The organism is Paludicola sp. MB14-C6 (assembly GCF_030908625.1).
Classification (GTDB): Bacteria; Bacillota; Clostridia; order Oscillospirales; family Ruminococcaceae; genus Paludihabitans.
Genome location: NZ_CP133133.1, coordinates 465,718 through 490,742, shown reverse-complemented (window position 1 = coordinate 490,742; position 25,025 = coordinate 465,718). Strand labels below are relative to the sequence as shown.

General features: G+C 34.4%; 18 protein-coding genes and 1 other annotated feature (1 of these 19 running past the window's edge). Of the genes, 10 read left to right on the top strand and 8 right to left on the bottom strand.

Annotated features, from left to right (window positions below; genetic code table 11):
* Positions 1-46 precede the first annotated feature (46 nt).
* Genes RBG61_RS02300 through RBG61_RS02290 form a run of 3 tightly spaced genes read right to left on the bottom strand, consistent with a single transcriptional unit; the run spans position 47 to position 1,997 of the window.
* Positions 47-673 (bottom strand): epoxyqueuosine reductase QueH, encoded by a 627-nt coding sequence (locus RBG61_RS02300; protein WP_307945327.1) that lies wholly within the window; start codon positions 671-673, stop codon positions 47-49.
* A 2-nt stretch (positions 674-675) separates the two neighbouring features.
* On the bottom strand, positions 676-891 hold the full coding sequence (locus RBG61_RS02295; protein ID WP_307945325.1) for a hypothetical protein: 216 nt from the start codon (positions 889-891) through the stop codon (positions 676-678).
* A gap of 20 nt (positions 892-911) precedes the next feature.
* A complete protein-coding gene (locus RBG61_RS02290) occupies positions 912-1,997 on the bottom strand; it encodes a hypothetical protein (protein WP_307945323.1) in 1,086 nt (361 codons plus the stop codon).
* Between the two features lie 103 nt (positions 1,998-2,100).
* On the opposite strand from RBG61_RS02290, the gene RBG61_RS02285 reads away from it, so the two are divergent.
* Both RBG61_RS02285 and RBG61_RS02280 read left to right on the top strand, forming a co-directional pair.
* A complete protein-coding gene (locus tag RBG61_RS02285) occupies positions 2,101-2,370 on the top strand; it encodes a YabP/YqfC family sporulation protein (RefSeq protein WP_307945320.1) in 270 nt (89 codons plus the stop codon).
* 18 nt (positions 2,371-2,388) lie between these two features.
* On the top strand, positions 2,389-3,573 hold the full coding sequence (locus RBG61_RS02280; RefSeq protein ID WP_307945318.1) for a sporulation protein YqfD: 1,185 nt from the start codon (positions 2,389-2,391) through the stop codon (positions 3,571-3,573).
* Positions 3,574-3,673: 100 nt separating this feature from the next.
* Here RBG61_RS02280 and RBG61_RS02275 read toward each other — a convergent pair whose 3' ends face one another.
* Positions 3,674-4,465: a helix-turn-helix domain-containing protein gene (locus RBG61_RS02275; protein ID WP_307945315.1), complete on the bottom strand. Its 792-nt coding sequence runs from the start codon at positions 4,463-4,465 to the stop codon at positions 3,674-3,676.
* A 213-nt stretch (positions 4,466-4,678) separates the two neighbouring features.
* Here RBG61_RS02275 and RBG61_RS02270 point away from each other — a divergent pair, with 213 nt between their 5' ends.
* From RBG61_RS02270 to RBG61_RS02250, 5 genes are all read left to right on the top strand, one after another.
* Positions 4,679-6,310, top strand: coding sequence for a beta-N-acetylhexosaminidase (locus tag RBG61_RS02270; RefSeq protein WP_307945314.1), 1,632 nt, complete (start codon positions 4,679-4,681; stop codon positions 6,308-6,310).
* Positions 6,311-6,316: 6 nt separating this feature from the next.
* Positions 6,317-7,693 carry an MFS transporter gene (locus tag RBG61_RS02265; protein WP_307945312.1) on the top strand — a complete coding sequence of 459 codons (1,377 nt, stop codon included), beginning with the start codon at positions 6,317-6,319 and terminating at the stop codon, positions 7,691-7,693.
* Between the two features lie 46 nt (positions 7,694-7,739).
* Positions 7,740-10,166 carry a glycoside hydrolase family 3 C-terminal domain-containing protein gene (locus RBG61_RS02260; protein ID WP_307945310.1) on the top strand — a complete coding sequence of 809 codons (2,427 nt, stop codon included), beginning with the start codon at positions 7,740-7,742 and terminating at the stop codon, positions 10,164-10,166.
* Between the two features lie 178 nt (positions 10,167-10,344).
* On the top strand, positions 10,345-11,619 hold the full coding sequence (locus RBG61_RS02255; protein ID WP_307945308.1) for an MFS transporter: 1,275 nt from the start codon (positions 10,345-10,347) through the stop codon (positions 11,617-11,619).
* Positions 11,619-12,428 (top strand): glycerophosphodiester phosphodiesterase family protein, encoded by an 810-nt coding sequence (locus tag RBG61_RS02250; RefSeq protein WP_307945306.1) that lies wholly within the window; start codon positions 11,619-11,621, stop codon positions 12,426-12,428. The genes RBG61_RS02255 and RBG61_RS02250 overlap by 1 nt, the downstream gene beginning before the upstream one ends.
* A gap of 80 nt (positions 12,429-12,508) precedes the next feature.
* Here the strand turns inward: RBG61_RS02250 and RBG61_RS02245 are convergent, their stop codons facing one another.
* From RBG61_RS02245 to RBG61_RS02235, 3 genes are all read right to left on the bottom strand, one after another.
* On the bottom strand, positions 12,509-15,205 hold the full coding sequence (locus RBG61_RS02245; RefSeq protein ID WP_307945304.1) for an endo-beta-N-acetylglucosaminidase: 2,697 nt from the start codon (positions 15,203-15,205) through the stop codon (positions 12,509-12,511).
* 177 nt (positions 15,206-15,382) lie between these two features.
* Complete coding sequence (locus RBG61_RS02240; RefSeq protein WP_307945303.1) at positions 15,383-18,541, bottom strand: endo-beta-N-acetylglucosaminidase; 3,159 nt, start codon at positions 18,539-18,541, stop codon at positions 15,383-15,385.
* 279 nt (positions 18,542-18,820) lie between these two features.
* The gene (locus RBG61_RS02235; RefSeq protein ID WP_307945301.1) at positions 18,821-20,740 is read right to left on the bottom strand and encodes a chitobiase/beta-hexosaminidase C-terminal domain-containing protein; all 1,920 of its coding nucleotides are present in this window, start codon (positions 20,738-20,740) and stop codon (positions 18,821-18,823) included.
* Between the two features lie 441 nt (positions 20,741-21,181).
* Between RBG61_RS02235 and RBG61_RS02230 the strand changes: the two genes are divergently transcribed.
* The 3 genes from RBG61_RS02230 (at position 21,182) to RBG61_RS02220 (ending at position 24,034) form a co-directional block, all read left to right on the top strand.
* Positions 21,182-22,132, top strand: a complete 951-nt coding sequence (locus RBG61_RS02230) for a class B sortase (RefSeq protein WP_307945299.1) — start codon at positions 21,182-21,184, stop codon at positions 22,130-22,132.
* Positions 22,133-22,271: 139 nt separating this feature from the next.
* Positions 22,272-23,120 carry a DegV family protein gene (locus RBG61_RS02225; RefSeq protein WP_307945297.1) on the top strand — a complete coding sequence of 283 codons (849 nt, stop codon included), beginning with the start codon at positions 22,272-22,274 and terminating at the stop codon, positions 23,118-23,120.
* 65 nt (positions 23,121-23,185) lie between these two features.
* On the top strand, positions 23,186-24,034 hold the full coding sequence (locus RBG61_RS02220) for a sugar phosphate isomerase/epimerase family protein (RefSeq protein WP_307945296.1): 849 nt from the start codon (positions 23,186-23,188) through the stop codon (positions 24,032-24,034).
* Positions 24,035-24,157: 123 nt separating this feature from the next.
* On the opposite strand, the gene RBG61_RS02215 is transcribed toward RBG61_RS02220, so the two are convergent.
* Complete coding sequence (locus RBG61_RS02215; protein WP_307945295.1) at positions 24,158-24,778, bottom strand: hypothetical protein; 621 nt, start codon at positions 24,776-24,778, stop codon at positions 24,158-24,160.
* A gap of 120 nt (positions 24,779-24,898) precedes the next feature.
* Positions 24,899-25,025: a binding site (T-box leader), on the top strand (it continues 117 nt past the right edge of the window).

The following is a 25,025-nucleotide window of genomic DNA, read 5'->3' as shown; positions in this document are numbered from 1 at the left end:
GACTAAGTCTATTAAAATAACAAAAAACTAGTTCTGATTTACAGAGCTAGTTTTTTTGTATAACGTTATTTTTAGAATAAACACAACCACAATAATCTTGTCGGTATAAATTGTATTCTTTTGAAAGTTCAATTGAGCGCTTATAGCCATTTTTCTTTTTAAAATCAGAATATAGATAAGCAATATTGAATTCTTCTGAAAGTTTTTTACCAATTTGATTTAAAACTTCAGCATTTTTATGGGGGCTGATGGAAAGAGTAGTTGTAAAATAGTCAAAACCTTTTTCTTTTGCAAGAATTGCTGCTTCACGCAAACGAAGCTCATAACAACGGAAACAACGTTCAGCGCCTTCTTTTTCCTCTTCAAACCCCTTTGCTATGGTATAGAATGCGTCTGTGTTAAAATCGCCTTGTATCAATTGAATTGCGTTTTTTGTGTTCAACTTGGCAATAAAGTCAATTTGCTCTTGAAGTCTACGATAATATTCTTGTTCCGGATAAATATTGGGATTGTAATAATAGATTGTAATGTTGAAATATTCAGATAAATACTCTAATACACAGCTACTACAAGGTGCACAGCAACTATGAAGTAATAGGGTGGGTGTACGATTTTCTTTATTGATTGTTTCCAGTTCGGAATCCAACATTTTTTGATAATTTATTGTATTCATGATTATAATTCAAAATCCTTCTTATTATACTTAGGAAGTGGAGCACTTTTCTTAGGAATACGCTTTAATGGTGCATATATAAAAGAGCGGCAATTGGAATAAGGTTGTTTTGCTCCATGCTTCATGCATAAAACCATTTGATTATCCTTTGTTAGTTTACCATTTTCGCAATATTGACAAGCCGGTTCAATATGCTTTCCGAATAATGCAGTTTTCATAATTGCCTCCTAAATGAATTCTATGCCTTCATTTTATCAGATTTTTTACAGAAAAACAACAATAGAATAGACAATAGAATTAAAAATAAGGTAGCCGCTGGGGATACAGAATATGTTTTTGTAGATTGTGATGTGTTAAAGCTAATGCAATTCATTGTATTAGGAAATAACTTTAGATAGAAAAATACGATTAACCCGCTGATTGCTGTATAAATGATTCGATAAAAATAGAATTTTCGTAATCGAATGTTGCTGCCTTTTAACATAGCGCAAACCTGTAAATGAACACAAATGCCACCAAAAGCAGTGAATATTGCAGCATAAAGAATTACATGAGGTGAATGTAGGTCACGCAATGCATTGCAGGCTGTTGTTACTTCAAGTAAACCTTGTATTACGATATTTAAGTTCGGATCTAGTTTTTGAGTAAACACTCCAACTAATGGCATGAATGCGGAAAATGCAACAATAAAGCTGCATATAACGATTAAGGAGCGAACCGCATCGTTAACAGAATTTACAATTAAAGTTGCATTTATTTTGGGAGGTTTGGTTGGTTTTAATTGAATAGATGTATCTTTGTTGTTATAAAATTTAGATGTTAGAAAACCCACTATTAAGCAAGCAATAACTTGAGAAATAAAAATGAGTACCCCAATTTTAGCGTTATGGAATATGCTGCTACCTACAGCTGTAATGAGAAAAGCAGGACTGCAATTCACACAGTAACATAACATTTTTTCACCGGTGATAGTAGACATTTTTTGTTCCGCTACTGCGTTTGAAATTAACTTAGCTCCAATCGGATAACCACCAATTAAGCTAAGGACAACAATCGTAATATGTTGTGGGCTTATTTTATATATATGTTTTGCAATAAAGCGAAACGGATAAGATATGATTCTGCATAAAGAAGATTTCATAATGATATTTGAAAATATCATAAATATAAATAATGACGGAATTACAAGATTCAATGAAATTGTAATTCCATTTTTAATGCCACTTGCCAGTTCGCTAGAGAAAAAAATAATACTAAACAATAATAAGTATATCATGATTAAAAGAAATAGATTTTTTAAATAATACGGAATTTTTGTATTCATAATCCACCTCAAATGACGTTTATTCTGTGAATATATGTATATGCGAAAGAATATTATAATATATTTAATAGTAGTTAAATACTGTGATAAGAGAGGGAATATGATGGCAAAGCGTGATGGAAAGAATAGTTTAATTAAGGCTTTTATCAATGTAAAAGAAGATATTGTTGCACATTCTCAAATTGAAATAGTAGGGAATAAAGAAGCTGTCATTCAAGGTGCAAAAGGCATTATCGAATATACGGATGAATTGATAAGAATTAACTTAGAAAATCTAGAAGTCGATTTTTATGGACAGAAGCTGACAATTGAAAGTTTATCTCAAGATAGCTTGGAAATAAAGGGCATTATTCAAAGGGTAGAATATTTGTAATACAATTGGGGTGGTCAAATGAGTTTAAACAGTATTCTAAGATATTTTGCAGGTTCTATTCAATTTCAAGCGAGAAATGGATTTCCTGAACGATTGATAAATCTATGTTCGATGAATAATATTGGCTTAACAAAACTACAAAAAAACGATGAAGGCTTTCAAGCAATTACTTTAGCCCATAATTATAATAAAATTCTTGAATTAGCAAGAAGAGTGAATGTAGACGTTGAAATTGTAAAGAAAGCGGGTATTCCAACAAAAGCAGAACGATATAAAAAGCGCTGGGGATTGTTGAGTGGTGCAATCATTTTTTCTCTTATCATTTTTATTTCTCAAAATTTTGTGTGGGAAATCGAAGTGAATGGAAATGAAAAAGTTCCTACATCTATTATATTGGATGAGTTAAAGGATATCGGTATTCATAAATGGACCTATATTCCTATTATAAACTTTAGAGAAAAAAAGCACGAGGCACTTTTAAAGCTTCCCCAGTTATCTTGGCTAAGCATCAATAAAAGTGGATGTAAAATTCAAGTAGATGTCTCAGAACGATATATTCCCCCCGTTATTATGGATAATGAGCCTTGCGACATAGTAGCAAGTAAAACCGGTCAAATACGTTATATGGAAGTATATAATGGTATAAAGATGGTTCAGCCTAAATATACAGTAAACCAAGGAGATGTAATTGTCAGCGGTACGTTTGTGAATCAGAGAAATGAGGTTACATATTTGCATTCGGATGCAAAAATTATAGCAGAAGTTCAGCTTGATAAAACTTTGAAAATTGATATAGATCAACTATCTAAAGAGTATACCGGTAAGGTTAAGAATCGGTATTATTTTAATATCATGGATACAAAGTTACCTTTATTTATTATGATAAAATTGAAAGGTAATTATGATGTAAAAGATGAATATAGTCCATTTCGCATTTTTAAAAAAGAGCTTCCCATAGGTATATATAAAAAAGAATATCGATATTATAATAAAAAAGGAGCAGCACTAACGGAAGAAGAAGCAAAAAAAATATTAGAAAAAAAGTTTATAGAATATGAAAATACGGATTTAAAAGAGTGCGCCATTATAAATAGAGAAATTTCAACTTCATTAAAAGATGGCGTTTATGCTATGAAGATACATTATACGACAGAACAAGATATTGCTTTAAAAAAGCCTATTGCATTAAGCAATCCATCTTAAATGATAAACATAGAAAAAGCTATCTTTAGGCAAGCCTAAAGATAGCTTTTTTCTATGTTTATGGAGTTTAAAAGTATCAAATGCTTATTGATAAAATTATTTATGTACGATTGCGATATTCAACAGGAGTAACACTATATGTCTTTTTAAAATGTAAAGATAAGTTGCTGTGTGTGCAAAATCCATATTGTGTTGCTAGTGAAACAATCGGCGTATCACTACAAAGTAGTTGTTCACGAACTGCCTCTAGTTTTTCATGCATAACATATGTTAAGGGGGAAACGCCTAGTTGTTGTTTAAATGCGCTTGATAGACAGCTTTTTGTTCGTCCACAGCATTTTGATAGATCAGATAGTGTGATTTTTTCATGTAGATGATTGGAAATATAGTCGCAACACTTTTTAACAGGTAAACTTTTAGAAATCTTAGTGTGCTTAACTCGCTTAGTTAAATCAATAGCCGCAGTTATTGATAAACTAAGAATTTTTTCTGCGGAATTTATTTTGTTCATGGCATTAATATAAGCATCGCTTAAATCATAAGCTAATTCTTCGTTCAATCCACCTTCAATTGCCGCCCGAATAGATAGAGCGATACCGGCTACAAACAAATAACGGCATTGCAATAATTTATCATCGGCTAAATCACCAACGATGATGCCCCCAGTTGAATTGCTGTTGTCCCCCCATTCTTTTATTACAGCTGTTAAATGTTCTACGTCGCCGTTTCGAATAAGCATTAACAATCGATTCTCATCTTCGTGCCCCATATGCATTTCTAAAGTATCACGCCGATATGAGATTGATTTATCAAGTTCTGATTGAACAAAGCTAGGTGTAGTATAACCGAAATAGTTGATATTAATTTGGTTGAAATATATTTTTTTAATCATACTTTAACTTTACCATAAATTATACAAAAATTAAAGTATTTTGTGGATAGAAATTATAAAAATAAGATAGTTATGAAATTTTGTTTGGATTACACTAAGAATTAGAATAGAGTCAATATGTAAAGAATATCCCTAATATAGACTAAATCAAATTGAATTCTATGTTAAGTTGTTAGCTTGTAAATTTTTAATGTAAGAAAGTGAGGATTCAGCATGATGAATATCATACCAACAGTTCATGGAGAGTATAGTCTTTCAGAAGAAATATTTATGGTGCCGACTGACTTATCAGTTAGCGTTACGGATCAAACAAAGAAATCGTTAGAGCTATTTTCACAGAGACTTCATAAGCGTTGTAATATAGCGCTACACTATTCTGATAATATTGATACCTACATTAACATTAAAAATGTAAATGACGAAGAAAAGTCTTTGGGCTGGTATAGTATTCAAGTGTGCTCGAAACAGATTACTGTTGAGTACATTGATATTGAGGGGCTAAATTATGCATTCGTTACATTGTATCATTTAATAGTCAATGCAGTATTGAACAATATGAGGAAATTAAGATGTTGTTATTTGAGCGATAGTCCATTATATAATCATCGTGGCTTACATGTTGATACGGCTCGTCACTATTTTCCTGTTGAAGAACTGAAAAAAATAATAGAGCAGATGTCTTTGTGCAAATTAAATGTATTCCATTGGCATTTTGCAGATGATCAAGGCTGGCGCATAGAAAGCAAAGCATATCCTTTGTTAACAAGAAGCTGTAAAGAAGAATTCTATCGTCATGAGGACGTAGATGAGTTAGTTGAATATGCTGCTGAACGTGAAATTACAATTGTTCCTGAAATTGAAATACCGGGTCATGCCAGAGCAGCTATTTCAGCTTATCCTTTTTTAAGTTGTAATGGTGAGCAAATTGAAGTAGCAACAAAAGGTGGAATTTATCCGATCATATTATGTGGAGGAAAGCCAGAAGTATATAAATGGATAGAAACAATTCTAGATGAGATGATTTCTTTATTTCCGAGTAAGTTAATTCATTTAGGTGGGGATGAAGCGCCAAAACAAGAATGGGAAAAATGTCCGCATTGTAAAGCGAAAATGAAAGAGCTTAAGCTAGAAGATTTCGAAGATTTACAAGGATTTATGATAAATTATGTAAAACAGTATTTACAGAAACATGATAAGAACGTTATTTGTTGGAATGAAAGCTTAAAATCCAAGCTACTTTCTGAAGATATTATAGTGCAGTATTGGGCAGAAATGCAGCTAGACAGTTATTGTATCTCTGAATTTAAAAATGGACATAAGGCTATTTTTTCAGAGGTGTTTTCCAATTACTTTGATTATCCATATTCTATGGTGCCATTATCTAAAACTTATCATTATATACCAAGTGTAAGGGGAGTTTCTTTTGAAAAGAGTAACAATACGCTTGGCATTGAGGGCGCAATTTGGACAGAACGTGTTGAAACAACGCAACAGCTTGAATATCAAGTCTTTCCTCGTGCTATTGCATTAGCAGAGGCAGCTTGGAGCGGCCCACAGGAATATGCCAATTTTCTGAATAGGCTAGAACTATATTATGATGAGTTAAATGCCGCACAGGTGAATGCTGCACCTCTTGCGCAAGCCGACCCATCTGGTATGGAGCGCGTTTTAGAGGCAGCTCAGTTTTTACAGGCATTGCTTTCTAATATCAATAGTGAAACAACGACTGGAATCTCACCTGAGGAAGTGCAAGCCTTAATTCCAATATTTTTACAAGGATTTTTCAATCAGCAGGAGTCAGCTATGCTTATGCAGTTTATGAATATGACAGAAAATAAGGAATGATTGATAATGAAAAAAGCTATGGATAGGCAACTCCAGACAACCCCCAAAGAGCGTGTATCCTATGGATTGTATTTTATGGGACAAAATTTCTTTTATTTTTTTATAACGATGTTTGTTCAAGTATTCTTTACTGATATAGGAATAACCGCAGCAGCTGTTGGAATCATTTTTATTATTGCACGTATATGGGATGCCGTAAATGATCCGATATTTGGAGTTATTGTGGATCGTTGTCGCTTGAAAAGTGGAAGATTTCTTCCGTGGATTCGTATTTCTACTTTTTTAATTCCAATATTTACTGTTCTGATTTTTTTAACACCGGCTTCATTCCCACCTATGTTAAAAACAATATTAGCAGGAACTTTATATATTTGTTGGGGAATGTCTTATACAATATGCGATGTGCCGATTTTTGCACTTACAACAGCAATGACAGGAAACTTGCAAGAGCGTGTATCACTGATTTCTCTTGGACGTGTAACGGGCTTAATTGGTATGTTGTTAATAAACGTGATAGCTCCTATTTTACGTCCGAAAATTGGTTGGCTCGGAATCAGCATATTGTTTGCGCTTGTTGGCTTTTTGTGTATGCTCCCAATTGGAGTGAATACAAAAGAGCGAATGGTGGATAATCATTCTGAACCAATCACTTTGAAAAATATCATAACCTATTTATCCAAAAATAAATATCTGCTTATTTTTTATGGTGCAATGATTGTTTCAAGTGTTACGAATATGCTTCAAACAATGGGCGTATATTTTGCTCGTGTCAACCTTGGGGATGAGTCATTATTTGCAGCAATTATTTTAACCATGATTCTTCCAATGGTTTTGGCTGCTGCGGTGATGCCACAGTTTACAAAAAGATTTGATAAGATTTATATCTATATGAGTGGACTTATCATTACTGTGGTTTTTAGCATAATCAGCTACTTTGTAGGATACAGCAACTTTATTATATTTTTAATTATTTCCGCAGTAAGAGGGCTTGGAATGGGAATTATTATGACAATGATGTTTATGTTTAGTGCTGATTGTGTTGAATATGGTACATATAAAACAGGGTTTAGGGCAGAAGGCATCACTTTTTCGATTCAAACCTTTGCAACTCAAATGATTGGCGCAGTTTCGAGTGCTTTAGGAATGCTAATGTTAGGCGCTTTTGGGTTTGTTGAAGGCGCAAAAGCAGTACAACCACAAAGTGCAGTTGATGGAATTTGGTTTATGTATTCTATTTTTCCTGCATTTGGCGCTATTCTTGCTTTAATCCTTATTATTTGCTTTTATAAGCTGCGCGACAAGGACGTACAGATTATGACAAACTACAATCAAGGTAAAATTACTCGAGAAGAGGCGCAATCCCAGCTATCAAAAAAGTATTAAGCATAATAATGTTAATAAATAAACTATAAAAGGATGGGTGATAGAAGTGAAAGTAACTGTGAATCCATTTGAAAGCGTTCTTTCCAAAGCAAAAGAGCTTGTTGAGCAGATGACTCTTTCCGAAAAAGCAAGTCTTTGTTCCGGAAAGGATTTTTGGCATACGAAAGGCATAGAGCGTCTTGGAGTGAAATCTTTGATGCTAACAGATGGCCCATATGGTTTACGCAAGCAGGACGGCGATTCAGATCATTTGGGTATTAACAACTCTGTTCCGGCAACTTGCTTCCCAGCTGGAGTATCTACTGCGTGTAGCTTTGATCGTGACTTGTTATATGAAATGGGAGTAGCTATAGGTGAGGAATGTATTCAGGAGAACGTTGGAATTGTTCTTGGACCGGCAGCAAACATCAAGCGTAGTCCTTTGTGCGGACGAAATTTCGAATATATATCCGAAGATCCACTTGTCACAGGAGAAATGGCAGCCTCTTTCATTAAAGGAGTGCAAAGTCAAAATGTCGGAACAAGCTTAAAGCATTATTTAGCTAATAACCAAGAAAAAGCACGACTTGTATCAAACTCAGTAGTTGATGAGCGTGCTTTAAGAGAAATATATCTTTGCGGTTTTGAAATTGCAGTAAAAAAAACACAGCCTTGGACTTTAATGTGTGCTTATAATAAAATAAATGGAATTTATGCATCTGACAATAAGCGTATGATGACCGATATTCCTCGTGAGGAATGGGGCTTTAAAGGAGCAATTGTAACGGATTGGGGAGCAATGAATAATCGTGTTGAAGCAGTGAAAGCAGGATTGGATTTAGAAATGCCTGCTTTTAATGATGCTACTGATAAACAAATTATCGAAGCAGTACAAGAGGGAGAGCTTGACAAAGCATTAGTAGATATTTGTGCGATGCGAATGACTGCAATAGCTTTACAAGCTAAAAAAAATAAAACAAAGTCATATGACGCAAACTTACATAATGAATTAGCTCGCAGAATTGCTCGAGAAAGTGCGGTTTTGTTAAAACTTGGTGATGCATTGCCTGCAAATAAAAAGGTAAATATTGCTTTAATTGGTGAGTTTGCAAATACTCCACGATTCCAAGGCGCAGGCAGTTCAAGAATTTCTCCGTTAAGAATAACATCTTTTATAGAAGCGTTAGATACCGAAAAAATCAACTATTCATTTGCCTCCGGCTACAAAATGGATGACGATGAGCCTAATGATGAACGAATTGCAGAGGCGGTTGAAGTAGCAAACAAAGCAGATGTCGTATTTGTATTTGTAGGCTTGCCTGATAGATATGAAAGTGAAGGCTTTGACCGCACAAACCTAGATATGCCCAAGGCACACAATAAGCTTGTAGAGAAACTGGCTGCGACCGGAAAGAAAATTGTTGCGGTTATCAGTACGGGTGGCGTTGTGAATATTCCGTGGAGAGATCAAGTGGATTCTATTTTGTTAATGAATCTATGTGGACAAAATAGTGGGTATGCGGCATTTGACTTGCTTTTTGGTGACTATTCACCTTGCGGAAAGCTTGCTGAAACATATCCGTTATCTTTAGCAGATACGCCGAGTATTAACCATTTCGGCACTACCGGAAACATAGAATATCGAGAGAGCATTTATGTTGGCTATCGTTATTATGATAAAGCACAAAAGCAAGTAATGTATCCTTTTGGATACGGACTTTCTTATACAGCTTTTTCTTATTCTGATTTAATAGTGAGTGAGAAGAATATTTCAAATTCAGATACTCTTACTGTAAATGTAATGGTAACCAATACCGGTAAAATGCTAGGAAAAGAAATTGTACAACTATATGTTGAAGCGCCTGAAAGTACAATCTTTAAGCCTATAAGCGAACTTAGAGACTTTGCAAAAGTTGAATTGCAGCCAAATGAAAGTAAAACCATATCTTTTACGCTTGATTCAAGGGCTTTTGCATATTACAATGTAAACATAAAGGATTGGTTTGTTGAAAGTGGAGTTTATACTATCGGCATTGGTGCATCTTCTCGTGATATACGATTATCTGATACTGTAACAATAAAAAGCAACCAAAATGGTGAAATTCCCGACTATCGTAATTCAGCACCTTTGTATTACAATTTAATTTCAACAGAATCTTATGATGTGCCAAAGGAGCAATTTAAAGTAATATACGGTGGCGAAATTCCTGCTGAACATAATATAAAACCTTTTACAAACAACTCAACATTAGGTGAAATTCAGTCAAATTGGATTGGCCGTATTGTTAATAAAAAAGTCAATAAGATGATAGATGAAATGTTCCGTTCCGATTCAGACGATCTTTCAAAAATGATTAAGAGTATGGTCAGTGATATGCCGTTACGCCAGTTTGCGTTATTAACAAAAGGTGAATTATCACCCCAAAAGGTCGATGGACTCGTAAGTTTATTGAATGGCCACTTATTACGTGGAGCTAGCAGCTTAAGAAAATAATATAGGCAACAAAAAAGGCAATATGGTAGACGATAACTCGTCTATTGTATTGCCTTTTTGTAAGAAGTACGCTTTGTGTTATACAAAATTAATAAAATTGTTAATTGATACGAAACAATTCTATTGTAAATTGCCAAAATAAATGGTATTATAAAGAAAATAAAAGGAGGATGAATCTATGAAGCTAAACTATAAACGAACCTTTTTTATCGGATTTGCATTTATGTCTATATGTGCATTTTGGCAGTTGTATGATAACGCAATTCCGAAGATGTTGGAAGAAACATTTGGAATGGGCGAAACAAATGTAGGTATTATAATGGCTCTTGATAATGTTTTGGCGCTTTTTATGTTACCACTATTCGGAGCATTATCTGATAAAACGAAGACCCGTTTTGGCAGAAGAACCCCTTATATTGTTTTTGGAACTATATTAGCTGTTATATTTGCTATCTTAATTCCTATTGCAAACGATACAAATAATTTTATATTATTTATGGTTGCTTTAGGTGTGGTTTTAGTTGCAATGAGTACATATCGTTCTCCCGCAGTTGCACTTATGCCGGATTTGACTCCAAAACCATTGCGCAGTAAGGCGAACGCAGTTATTAACTTAATGGGTGCAGTAGGCGGAATTTTTACGCTTATTATGATATTCGTTTTAAAACCAACTAAAAGCGGTACTTATGTACCAGTTTATATTTCAGTAGCGATTATTATGGTAATTGCGATTGCCATCTTGCTTATTACAGTCAAAGAGCGTAAGATAGCAGAAGAAGTGGCAGTTTATGATGTCAATGAAAAAGACGATAAAAATGCACCAAAAGAAAAAATGCCAAAAGATGTGAAAATGAGTTTGATATTCTTATTAGCATCTATTGTGTTTTGGTTTTTTGCTTATAACGCTGTAGGAACGGCATTCTCAAGATTTACAGCAAATGTATGGAATGATACACGTGATTTATATGCCAAATACTTAATGGCAGGTACAGTCTTTGCGATATTAAGTTATTTCCCAATTGGAATTATTTCAACGAAACTAGGAAGAAAAAAAGTAATTCTGGGTGGAATTGTAATGATGACAGTTGCTTATTTTAGTGCAGCGTTCTTTCGCTCAGTAACACCATTAGCATATGTTGTGTTTGCCCTTGTTGGAATTGGTTGGGCTGCTATTAACGTAAATTCTTATCCAATGGTAGTTGAAATGAGTAAAGGCTCCGATGTTGGAAAATATACTGGAATGTATTATACATGTTCTATGGCTGCGCAAATCATAACACCAATCTTTTCCGGATTTTTAATTGAAAACACTTCATTGGAATATAAGGTACTATTTCCTTATGCAGTAATTTTCTCAGCATTAGCATTTGTCACAATGTTATTTGTTAAGCATGGTGACTCAAAGCCGGAAGCAAAGAAGGATAAATTAGAATACTTAGGAGATGCGGATTAATGGCATACGTTTATACAATCATTATCATTTTAATCATTCTATTCGTTTTATATTTGTATCTTATTGCACCCAAAAAAAGTTCTCAAGCAATTGAAAAGTTTCGCAATGTCCATTTGGCACATAGAGGGCTTCATGGTGACGGTGTTCCGGAAAACAGTATGAAAGCTTTTTCCCTAGCGGTTGAAAGTGGATTCGGCATAGAATTAGATGTACATAAAACGCTCGATGATAAAGTTGTTGTTATTCATGATAGCAATACAATGAGAGTCTGCGGCGTTGAAAAGATGATTGAGGAATCAACTTATGAGGAATTGTGCGAATTGTCATTAGAAAACACAGAAGAAAAAATACCTTTATTCAAAGATGTTTTAACGTTGGTTAATGGTAAAGTTCCGTTGCTTGTTGAATTAAAAAGTAAAGGTTCAGAAATAATATCGTGCCCATATGTAGTAGAACTTTTGGATTCTTATAATGGTGATTACTGTATAGAAAGTTTTAATCCGTTAATTGTAGCTTGGTTTAAGAAAAATAGACCAGATATTGTTCGAGGCCAATTATCATCAAAAATCAAAACAGTTGGGAAAGATACTTTTAAAGATAAACTATTAGGTTTTATGATTACGAATCTAATGACCAATTTTATGGCTAAACCAAACTTTATTGCATACGATTATCGCTATATTTCGAATCTATCATTTAAACTTTGTAAAACCATATTCAAAGCACCTATTTTTCTTTGGACATTAAAGGGAAAAGAAGTACAAGATAAATTTGAAGGAAAATATTTCGGATATATCTTTGAAAAATAAACAAAACAGAAGCTCTTTCAAGATTACCTTGAAAGAGCTTCTGTTTTGTTTATTGATATTTACTTATTAAGGTCATATTGCTATTGATATAACTCAAATTCATAGATACGAGCAGCTTTATAATTTACTGAAGTTTGTGGATTGGTAATAAAAAGTCGAACATATCTTGTGTTAAATGAGGTTACGGTTCGATCTGTTATATTTGCGGTGTTTCCTGTAACAGAATCAACATCAGTCCAAGTTACTCCATCAGCACTCTTTTGCAGTTTGAAATCTTTTGTATTGTAGGAAGTTGGCTCACCACCTGTGCCGGCATGTTTAACTACCCAACGACTGATATTGTAATTGGAGCCTAAATCCAGTTTGAGCCATTGAGAACCAATATTTTGTGTAGAGCACCACTTGCTATCGCCTGTTACAACTCCATTTACTGCTTTTGGTGCTTCATGCCCTGTAATATCATAGGAATCGGCAGTAGCGGTTTTATTTAGCGCAATGTTAGTTGAAGTGCTCGATTGTGTGGTTGCGCTAACTTGTGAGCTCCACGCACTGGAACCGGCTGAATTTTTAGCTCTAACTTGATAGTTATGGCTGGAATTTGCGGACAGTCCTGTATGTGAATATGGACTTGTTACATTGCTGATTGTTGAGCCATCAACCAATAAATCATAACCAGTGGCTCCTGCTGAAGAATTCCATGTTACGTTAATTTGTGATGTGCTAGGTGATGTTGCAGTAAGACCCGTAGGAACAGCAGGAATAGCGGTTGTTGGCCATGTTAAAGTCGTAGTAGCTGCTGAACTTTCTCTACCGTCAAAGCCTACTGCGGTTAATTCAAGAGTAGATGTAGATTCACTACCTTCTTTTTCAATTGATTTTACATAGTATACTTCATCATATATTCTTCCTAATAATTCTCTTGTACCATCTTGTTTTACTCTTTTAACGTTATAATACCAAACGCCTGTTTGATTAAAGGTCCAAGATAAATAAAGCTCTGCTGAATTCGTACCCATATATACATTATCTATAGTAAAACCGGTAGGTGTTGAAGGAATAGATGATGTTGAATTTGTAACTGCTATTTCACCGATTTTAATAGTGTAGTTTGAAGGGGTTGATTCAAATCGAAGTCCAATAGCTGCAATTGTCCGTCCTGCAAAACTTGATAAATTGAAGTTTTTAGTATTCCATCCTGCTGTTGTTGTATTGCCAACATCAAGATAGGTGAAAGAAGTAGGTGCATCTTCAAATATTAAACCAACTTTCATGTTAGATGCTGTACCTTGTGAACCAGTTTTATAGGTAATAGAGAAGTTAACATCGTTCGTAACGCTCAATTTTGTTTTATAGAGTCTTAAGTCATTAGCAGAACTTGTTGTGCCTGAAATTTTCAAACTACTTCCGCCTTCATAAGCATCAGTGTAGTCAAAATCAGCATTCAATTTAGTGCCTGCACTAGTCATCCACCATTGCCAAGTAGGAAGAATATCTTGAATACCCGCATTATTCCATTCTTTCGTACTGGAAACAGCTCCGTTGCTGAAAAATTGTGTTCCATGACCTGTGTTAAACCGTGTAACGAAAGGATAAGAGCCTATAACTGATCTTTCAGCAATATAATGTGCAATACCATCCCAGCTTGGATAAGCTCCACCACGTCCTGTATTAGTTGGATCTTGATTAGGACCAGACCACCATTCTCTTTCCTTTTGGTACAGCTGTGGTTGCTGGTTTGAATCGGTTGGAATATCGAACGGAAGGCCAAGCTGACTCATACCACATTTTAGTGTTCCGTTTGTATTTAGGTTTGAGCGTGGATCGTAAGGAGGATTAAATCTGTATTTTCCACCTTCAATACTACAAAGTACATCGGTTAATGGATTGATGCCTAATGAAGTTGCATAATTAGCTGAATTTGTAAGCCCAGCACTTGACCAAGCATAGTTGAGAAACATTGAATTTGCAACTCTGGTTGAACCATTTTTAAGCCAAGTATTATTGTTGCTATTAAATGCATTTTGATAGTTTAATGAGCCACTGTTATTTAAACAATCATATATTTCAATATGCATTCCTTGATTTCTCATAGAAGTTAAAAAAGCTTTAAAGTCAGTAGCTTGTGTTGAGGTTATTCCTATTTCCTGATTAATAAAATATCCGTCAAATCCATAATAATTAGCCATTTGAACTAGTTTATCAGCCAGCGGGTAGGTATTTCCGCTTTTTGTTAACCATTGAGCAATTGATGTGCCTTGTCTTCTTGGCAAAAACCAACATCCCATACTCAAAACACCGTTTCTGTGAGCGGCATCTGTATAACCTGGGTTCGGTAAGTTGATAACTCCATAGTCGGTATCTGAACCATATATCGGTGCACCATGCCAAGAAGAATAGGTATCGGTATATTGCCAAAAGTTAAATAAATAAGAAGAATAAATATCGTTGTACTTAACAGGTTTTAGTGCTAAGCCTTCATAATCTTCAGCAAGGTAGTGAAAGGTAGGCTCAGTACTTAATGTTGGCTTTGCTTGTGTTTGTGAAAAAGCAGGAATACGAGTAGCTAATGGAACCCTTGAACGATTGTATTTTGCGTATGGATCTGTGGTAGGACTCCAATTTAGTACTTGATCAGCATGATACCCATGAAAGTACGGCTGGTTTGTTTTCACAGTATATGCGTCAACCTTTGTCACTTGAATTGTCAATACACCAAATACCATAGCAGCGCAAATGAAAATACTTAAGAACCTGAATTTTGCTTTCTTTTTTTGCATAATTACTCCTCCATTACGAATTTTGCCTATTGATATGTTTGCGTATGAAAAGCTGTTTCAGCTTTTATATAACAGTATAATATCGAATCAGAAACTTTAGTACAGTCAAATTGTCCTTTTGATAAGGACAATTTTAATAGCGAAAAAGATGAATTAGATGATTGGCATTATCTTGCGTTAATATAGATTGTCGTCATTTAGGGTTGTTACTGCACCGTAAGTATACGCAATACGAGTTGGAGTTTTATATCCTGTTGCAGAGATTTCAAGATATAAAGTACCGCCATTTGCAACTAACGGTATTCTTTCTTGTCTTATTGTACCTTGACTATTTGCCGGAGCTGAAATTAACAATGGAGAAAGAGAGCTCGCATCAGCAAAGACTTTTAGAATAGCACCTTCAGGCATATTTGTAATACTCAAAACACCAGCTGGTGTACCGCTTTGTAAACCTTTTATTGAATGAAAGAGTTGGCTGTTTGAGCTATTTACAGAAATAGAGGTACCCGTTTCAGCATAGTAAGGTACACTTCGGCGTAAGCTTTCTGTTGTACCCGCTACATATGTTGCGTAATATAATCTTCCCTCAGTAGCTCCAAAATTCAAGTTAGTGAATTCAACAAAACTTTGAGTCGTTCCATTTACTACTTGAGGTGCTTTTTGTGCGATTACTGTTTGTGAAGTTAATGAATTATATAGCTTAACGGTTGTTCCACTTGGCACATTGTCAAAACGAACTGTATCAGTTGCACCAGTGTTATTTTTTATTGTTACTTTATGTGGGTTAATTGCATCTGTTCGTTTTACATAATTATTATCTGCATATAATTCTAATTCGTAAACACGGGTAGCAGACCATGGTGAGTTATCAGAATTTGTAACCGATAAGCGAACATATCTTGCTGTAATAGGTGTAGTTAAATTTCGATCCGTAATATCAAGTGTGTTTCCTGTTACTACGTCAGCATCAGTAAAGTTAATTCCATCAATTGAATACTTCAACTTATAATCAATAGTATTCATTGCTGTTCCTTCATTTGCTCCTGGACAGTTGGCGTTGAAAACTACCCATCTTCCAACTTGAGTTGGACTGCCTAAGTCTACTGTTGCTTCGTGTGGGTTAGAAACGGATGCACGTGTTGAAGAAACGCACCATTTACTTGAAGTGATAACGCCATCAACTAAATTCTTAACCTCTTGGCCAGGTTCAGAAGTAACATTAGAAGTTACCGGTTTTTTATAAGCTAGGTTTACGCGTGTAGTGTTGTCGATAGGCTGTGCGGTACCTATAGGCTCAGACCATTTAAAATTCAAAATGTTTGCTGGGCCTTTTCCACCTGAATAACGAACTGGTGTTATTTCATAATTAAAGTTAGTTTCAGAACTATCTCTTACAAAGCGAGTTAAATAAAATGCGTTATTTGGAGTTGCTCCAACGAACTCTTTGGTTCCATTCGCTCTTACTCTGTGAATTTCATAAAAGTCAGCATTGGTTGCTTTGCTCCAATAGATTCTTGCTTCGGCATTCATATAATCATGAAACATTATTTCATCAAATCTTGAACTGGCAATTGCTGTAGGAGTAACCGTATTGGTTGTAATCGCTAATCGACCAATGTTAATTGAATAATTTGGGGTATTACTTGGTGCTTCAAATTTCAAGGAAATTGCAATAGCAGTTTTATTTGCGTGTGCAGATAAATCAATTTCTTGAGTGTTCCATTGATTTGCAGCTCCGCTCGGAACATCGAAAAACACGAAATTATTATCAGCATAGGTGGTACCGAAGCATAAACCAATTTTCATATTGGTTGCATTTAATGGGGTTTTATAAGTGATGCTTAGTTTAGAATTTGAGTTGATATTTAAATTTGTACTGTATAATTTTATGTGGTTTGGATTAGCACTTTCTAAATTACCATTGACTTTTAAAGAAGTACCACCCCAATATGCATCAGCATAGTCAATAGACGGTTGAAGTTTAGATCCGTTGCTATTTACAATCCAACGCCAAGTTGGTAAAGTATCAGTTAATGAAGCATTATTCCAACCGTTTTGTTTACCGGTAATCACTCCGTTTTCATAGAATTTATGCCCGTTTCCGGTGGTGAAATGAGTAATAAACTCTGTTCCAACAATTGGAGTTTTATCTGCGATCAAGCTAGACATTCCGGGAAACTTTGTTGTACTTGCTCTTGTAGATGTATCTGTAGGATTTAATGTTGGTCCAACCCACAATACTCCTTCATGTGAATTTGTAAAGTCTTCTGGTCCATCTGCTGCAGACAATGTAATATCGGGGCCTAGGATACCAATAGAAGTCTTGATTTTATTATTAGCGTCAAGCAAGAAATTCACTCTGCCGGGATGATTATTATAATCTTCGTAAGGGATGTTTTCCCAACTTGCGAATACATCAAAAGGACTTCTGCCTGCATTTGTCATGGTAGTAACAGCAGTGTTTATTTTAGTTGTGCTCCAGTTAAAATTGATAAATGCTTCGTCGTTATAACGAACGTTGTTTTGCTGAATCATACCAATATTGCTAGAGTTAATGGTATCTTGGTAGCTAATTGAACCGTTAGGCAACATGGAGTCATACCATTGCATAATAAAGTTGCTTGGTTTATTTTGTTGGATGTATTTCAACATATCTCTAAACTTTGTTGCAAGTGTTGAACTAATGCTGGACTCTTGGTTGATAAAATAGCCATCAAAGCCATAGTATTGAGCAATTTCAAATAGTTTATCTGCAATACTATATTTACCACTAGTGTCTTTCTGCGTAAGTTGCGTCATTGCAGCAGTAACAAATTCAGAATCACCCCAAGGTAAGAATATGGTACCGGTTACTTTAACGCCATTTCTATGGGCAGCATCAATTCTTTCGGGAGTAGGAATAGATATTACCCCTCGACCTTTTGAACCACCCCAAAAGTTAAATGAATCAAGATATTGAAAATAATTAAATGCATAGGAGTTAACGGTTTCGGTTCCTTGGGACTCACTTGTCACTTTGTTTAAAGCCATAACTTTTGCGCTAGTTGAAGCATATGGGTTTACTAAAGGACCTGTAACTCGATTTTTAAGTTGAATACTGCCTTTGTTGTATCTTGCGTCAGGGTCTTTATCTGGGCTCCAATTTTTTAGTTCATCAATTTGAACACATGTCCCTAAAGGTTGCAAAGTTTCTCTTTGTGCATAGGAATCGTTGGGTATAAGTCTGCTAGGTGGAATTGTAGATGCTTGGACACTTGGCGTAAATAGAGGCATACTTGCGATGAGTGTTACAATTAGGAACAGTGATACGATTTTGTTGAAAATTTTTCTGTTCATTCTGCTATCTCCCTCATTATAATTTCATGTAAATGATGATCATACATCATCACGCTATAATCTATTCATCGCAAATATTTTTTAGTACGAACGGTAGAGGTCGAGAAATTCAAATGATTAACAAACCGTTGTAACTGATAAATTTATCATTAGCAAATGTAAATAATCCCCCTATCATGTTTAAAACAAATTGACTAGTAAATGTTTTAAGTATGATAGGGGGAAAGTTTAATCAATATGATTCTTTTTTTATTAAGGAAGTAGTGGTAGGTCAAAGTATTATTCTTTTACAACTCTTCCTATAGCCGACAATAAGCTTTTATTTCTGTCAAGTGTATCATGCGATAATTCCCAAATCATGACTCCGCCTATGTTTTGTTTTGCCCATCTTGTTTTAGCTTGAATTGTTGGAATACCATTGTAATACGCTTGCACACCATTTATATAAGAAGTATCAGTGCTGTATGCATTTGGATTCACCACTAGAATTTCATCATATGATGCCCATGAAGGACGTCCATAAAATGGAACACCGAGCACAACTTTGTTTGCAGGCATCTGACGGGCGTTTTTCCAATAATTAGCGCAGTTGATTGCAAAATTGTAAGAAGAGTGGTTAATACCATCTCCACCATCGTATGCCATAACGTTAAACCAGTCAACAGCGTTAAAAACAGTTGTACTATGGGCAGCTGCATCATAATAAGGAGTACCGGATGGAGTAACACCAGCTATAACAGCAGATGTTAGCAAACGATTTGTCTTTTTTAGTTCTTTGTTTAAAGAAACCATTAGCTTTTCATATTGTGTTTGAGATGCTGTTTGATACCGAGGATGTTCCCAATCAATGTCAACCCCGTCAAATCCATAGTCGGTAACAACTTTCATAATTGCAGAAGTGAATTTTGCAATTTTAGCATCTGTATTTGTTGCGGATACGAATGTTGATTCTAAGATAATATCTTGATAAGACCAGCCCCCAACTGCAATTAAAACTTTGACGTTATTTGCATGTGCTTGTTGAATAATTGTTCTAGCTGTATTTGCACCTTCTAAAGGCAAAACAGATCCGTCGGCAGTTGGAATTAAGAAAGAGTAGTTTATATGGGTTACGATATCATATTGTATTCTGTTTAATTTATCTGGTTGCCAGCTTGGATAATAACCGACGACTCTAAAATTTGTTGGAGTCGAACCGTATGTATAAATTCCCGTTGCTGTAGCAGAAGGGTTCATGCCGCTTTTAAAAGCTTTAGCTTTAACAGTAACTGTGCTAGTAACCCAAAGAGTTTGCGTATAAACAGTGGAATTGACAGTAGGCTCAGAACCATCTGTAGTATAACGAATTGTAGCTCCGGCAGTAGCGCAAGTGATCGATAAATCTTGTTTAGAGGAATAATTGCCGTTTGGTAATGAAAGAAGAGGTGTTGCAACTGTTTGTTGGGAACCGTATGTATAAATTCCCGTTGCTGTAGCAGAAGGATTCATGCCGCTTTTAAAAGCTTTAGCTTTAACAGTAACTGTGCTAGTAACCCAAAGAGTTTGCGTATAAACAGTGGAATTTGCAGTAGGCTCAGAACCATCTGTAGTATAACGAATTGTAGCTCCGGCAGTAGCGCAAGTGATTGATAAATCTTGTTTAGAGGAATAATTACCGTTTGGTAATGAAAGAAGAGGTGTTGCAACTGTTTGTTGGGAACCGTATGTATAAATTCCTGTTGCTGTAGGAGAAGGATTCATGCCGCTTTTAAAAGCTTTAGCTTTAACAGTAACTGTGCTAGTAACCCAAAGAGTTTGCGTATAAACAGTGGAATTCGCAGTAGGCTCAGAACCATCTGTAGTATAACGAATTGTAGCTCCGGCAGTAGCGCAAGTGATTGATAAATCTTGTTTAGAGGAATAATTGCCGTTTGGTAATGAAAGAAGAGGTGTTGCAACTGTTTGATTAGGGATTGAACCTGTATATTCTTTCCAAAGAGCTGGTACATTCGGCGGTTCCCAACCTTCAATAGCGGTGTGTGCTTGACGGCATTGATAGTAGTTGTTGTTATAAGAAGCAAGGGAATTGACTTTGTATGCAGTTCCAACTGTCCATGGCTGAATAGTATCTGCTGCAGTTAAAGGTTCAAATGGGGTAATTGTAAATACAAGCATTAGAGTTAATAGAAAGCAACTAATTTTTTTGGCAATTTTCTTCATACAATTTCTCCTTCAATCAAAATTTATAGCAAACCATATCTCATACTAATCAATTTATTTTGAATTTTAAAATATCAATAGTTAAAATTCTTATAACATACCTCCTGCGTTAATATTTTAGAATGAAATATGTATGCAAACAATGTAGTGCAAAATGTTTATATATAAACTGATAATATAATGCAATTATTACAAATAAAACTATAACATGTATACAACTTTTGTCAATTGTTATTAATAAATAAAGTTTATTAACTTTTATTAGTAAAAATAACCATATATTCAAAATTCATTAAACTGATATTGATCTAATAAATAAAATTTCAGTATTTACGTTCAAATAAAATACATAAAATATCGATTTTAAAATTGGTAAATAAATCTTGTTTTATTATATTTTTTATGGTAAAATATAAAAGTCTAAAAATGGAGGTAAAGTATATGATGAGAGAACTTTTTATAAAACTAGGAAAAAAGAAATTGATCATACTGAGCAGTATTGCAGTTATCGTGTTAGCAGTATTGATAACGACGATTGTACTTATTGTAGGAAATTCAGTTAAAAATCAAAAAGGCGAAAAAGAAAGAGAAGCAAATAAAAATTTATATTCTAGTTCAGAATCTTCTACATCTTCTACAGCTAAAACCGGTTGGCAGCCGGATGATGAAGCTGTAAATGCTGAGGGAATAAAGGCAAGCTTTGAAAAATTATATGCTAAGAATAAAGATATTCGAGGCTGGATTTCAATCCCGGGAACAAAATTAGACCTAGCTGTAACGCAAGGAAAAGATAATGCTTATTATTTAGACAGAAACTTGGAAAAACAAAAATTTGCGTTTGGTGTACCTTTTATGGATTACCGTACATCATTAACTCCAACCAGTCAAAGTGATAATATTACTATGTATGGTCATGCAGCAAAGGATGGATCATTTTTTGCACCTGTTAAAGAGTATAAAAATATCAACTTCTATAAAGAACATCCAACGATAACTTTTAATACGATATATGGAAAAGGCGAATACAAAGTTATCGCTCGATTTACCGAAGATGTTCGAGTAGAAAACCCTAAAATCTTCAATTATCATGACTATTACGATTTAGGTTCAGAAAAACTCTTTAATCATTTTGTAGAGAATGTTTTAAAACGAAGCTACTTTGATGCGCCTGTAGATATTAAGCCTGGTGATAAATTTATAACTTTATCTACTTGTAATATTGAAGTTGTGAATTCACTTTCAACACCATATCGTGATGTATTAGTAGCAAGAAAAGTAAGAGTCGGTGAAGATCCAAAGGTTGATGTTGCGAAAGTAAAAGAAAATACGGATATGATTATGCCTGATGGATGGATCAAAAAATTTGGAAAGAAAAATCCTTATCAAAAATAATGAAAGGAGCACTCGTGTGCTCTTTTTATTTTATATAATAATTGAATTATAACATATTCATATTTTATAAATAATATATTGTATATTAAGATAATCTGTGTTATGATGAAAAAAAGTGTTGAAAAAAAGGAGATTATGCATGATGAAAAAGATTAAGATAACCGGTGATTCAACAATTGATTTATCTTCTGACCTTCTAGAAAAATATAATGTTAGTATCGTTCCATTATACATTACAATGGGTGAGAGTTCTCATCGTGATGGTGTTGATGTTTCTCCTGAAGATATATATAGTTATGTATCAAAAACAGGACAATTACCAAAAACAGCTGCACCTTCTGTAGAAGATTATTTAAAGCTTTTTACGGAATTAAAAAAAGAATATGAAACGATAATACATTTTAATATTAGTTCCGAATTTTCAAGTGCACATCAAAACGCACTCATAGCTGCAAAGGAACTAGGCGGAATATATCCAATTGATTCTCGAAATCTCTCAACCGGAACTGCATTGTTAGTAATTAAAGCATATGAATTAGCACAACAAGATGTTGAAGTTGAAGAAATCGTAAAGCAAATTAATGATTTAACTTCTAAAGTTGAAGCAAGCTTTGTTATAAACAGTTTGCAATATTTATATAAAGGTGGACGCTGCTCTGGGGTTGCGGCTTTAGGCGCAAATGTTTTAAAGCTTAAACCTTGTATCCTAGTAGAAGAAGGAAAAATGAACGTAGGGAAAAAATATAGAGGCGTTTATAATAAATGCCTAGAAACGTACATAAAAGATAAATTGCAGGGTAGAGATGATATCATTTTGGATCGCATTTTTATTACTCATACGAAATGTGATGACGAAACAATAGAACTTGCAAAACAAGTTGTTTTAGAATGTCAACCATTTACTGAGGTGTTAGAGACAACAGCCGGTTGTACGGTTACAAATCATTGTGGTGAAGGTACATTGGGAGTATTATTTATTCGAAAATAGAGCTATGCAAATATTTAGTTTGCTCGGAGTAGCAAGCAGTAATATTTTAAAGTGAGGTATTTGATATGACTAAGATGAGATTGGGAGTAATTATTCATAATTGCAAGAATGGCAAGGAAGGCTTACTTGAGAAAAAATTCAAAGATGCACATGAAATGGGATTTGAAACCTGCCAATTTTCCAGCTGGGATATGAGTTTGCGTACTCAAGACCAAGTTGACATAATTAAAAAGTTATCAAAGAAGTATCATGTGGAAATTACTGCAATTATCGGTGGATGGACTGGCCCATCTGCTTGGAATTTTTATGAAGGACAATTAACTTTAGGCATCGTTCCTTCTGCATATCGTCATATTAGAATGAATGAGTTATTAGGCGCAATTGATTTTGCTAGTGCGTTGGGGGTATCTGATGTTAACACTCATTTAGGTTTTATTCCCGAAAATCCGAATGAGCAAAACTATAAAGAAGTAGTTGCTGCAGTAAAACATATTGCAAACTATGCGAAAAATAAAAATATTAACTTTGTTTTTGAAACAGGTCAGGAAACACCGATTACGTTACTACGATTAATACAAGATGTTGGGTTTGATAATATTGGTATTAACTTGGATCCTGCAAACTTGGTTATGTATGGTAAAGCTAATCCATGTGATGCTCTTGATATAATAGGAAACTATGTAAAAGGCGTGCATGGCAAAGATGGTAAATATCCAACGGATCCATACGCACTGGGCAATGAAGCTCCTATTGGGGATGGTGTTGTAAATTTTCCTTTGTTTATTGAAAAATTACATAAATGTGGTTATCAAGGCGCCATTACAATAGAACGAGAAATTCAAGAAGGCGAGCAACAAATTGCCGATATTAAAAAAGCACAATCTATGTTGCAGGAAATAATAAATCGTTTATAAAATAATTTTAAGTATTAAGTAATTAAATTGATTTTGGGTATTTATGTTAATAAAGCAATAAGAGAAACATAAAAACGCATCGGTTCACCGATGCGTTTATTGTATATGAAATATGATATTAGACTAGTCGAATCTGTGTCGATATCTATGATTTTCTTCTTCCATTTTTAATGTATTCTCAATCTTCTTTTCTACAAAACGCATTTTAATGCTATGGAAAATAAGAATAGTCGCTATAGCAATAAAAACCAAGGCAATTGATAACAAAGTGATATATGAAGAAACTATGGTAGCGCTGTTTCCAAATTGATTGACTGCATAACGAAAACCGCATAGTGGAAGAATAGCTAAAATAGAAGTAATGTTTATTTTATTAAAATCGACATCATAAAAATCATGGTATTGCGGATCTATAAAAGATGATTCATCAGTTGAAAAAAAGCCTGTGGCAGTGCTGTTTTTTATGCTCGGATCGGTTAAAAATGTAACCAAAATAATTACAAAACAAAGAATCCATACTCCACAATAAATTGAGGAAATGAAAACGCTGTTTGACTTCCATGCAAAATAGTACATTAACCCCCATAAAAGCAAATAACTTGATGAAACAAGCATATCCAATATTGAATAGCAATTACTGATATATGGAGAAAAGTTTACATATGAAAAAGAGATTATAAGAATTATTGGAACAATTAACAATGGAAGAATAGGAACTTTCTTTTTTGGGGCATAATAGTTCATAATATCAACTCCTTGAATCATTATAACCATTATTAACCACAATTTCAAGTGATACGGTATATATTATTTTAGTGTAGTGATTGACAAATCTTTCATTTATGGATATACTATTATTATATTTAAAATGCTATGAAAAGAAGAGTAGATAAATAGTCCATTAACAGAGAACCCCGGTTGCTGGAAAAGGGTATTGTGATCATTTATTGAACATGGTCTTGGAGCTGCGCACCGAAAAGTTTTCTTCTAG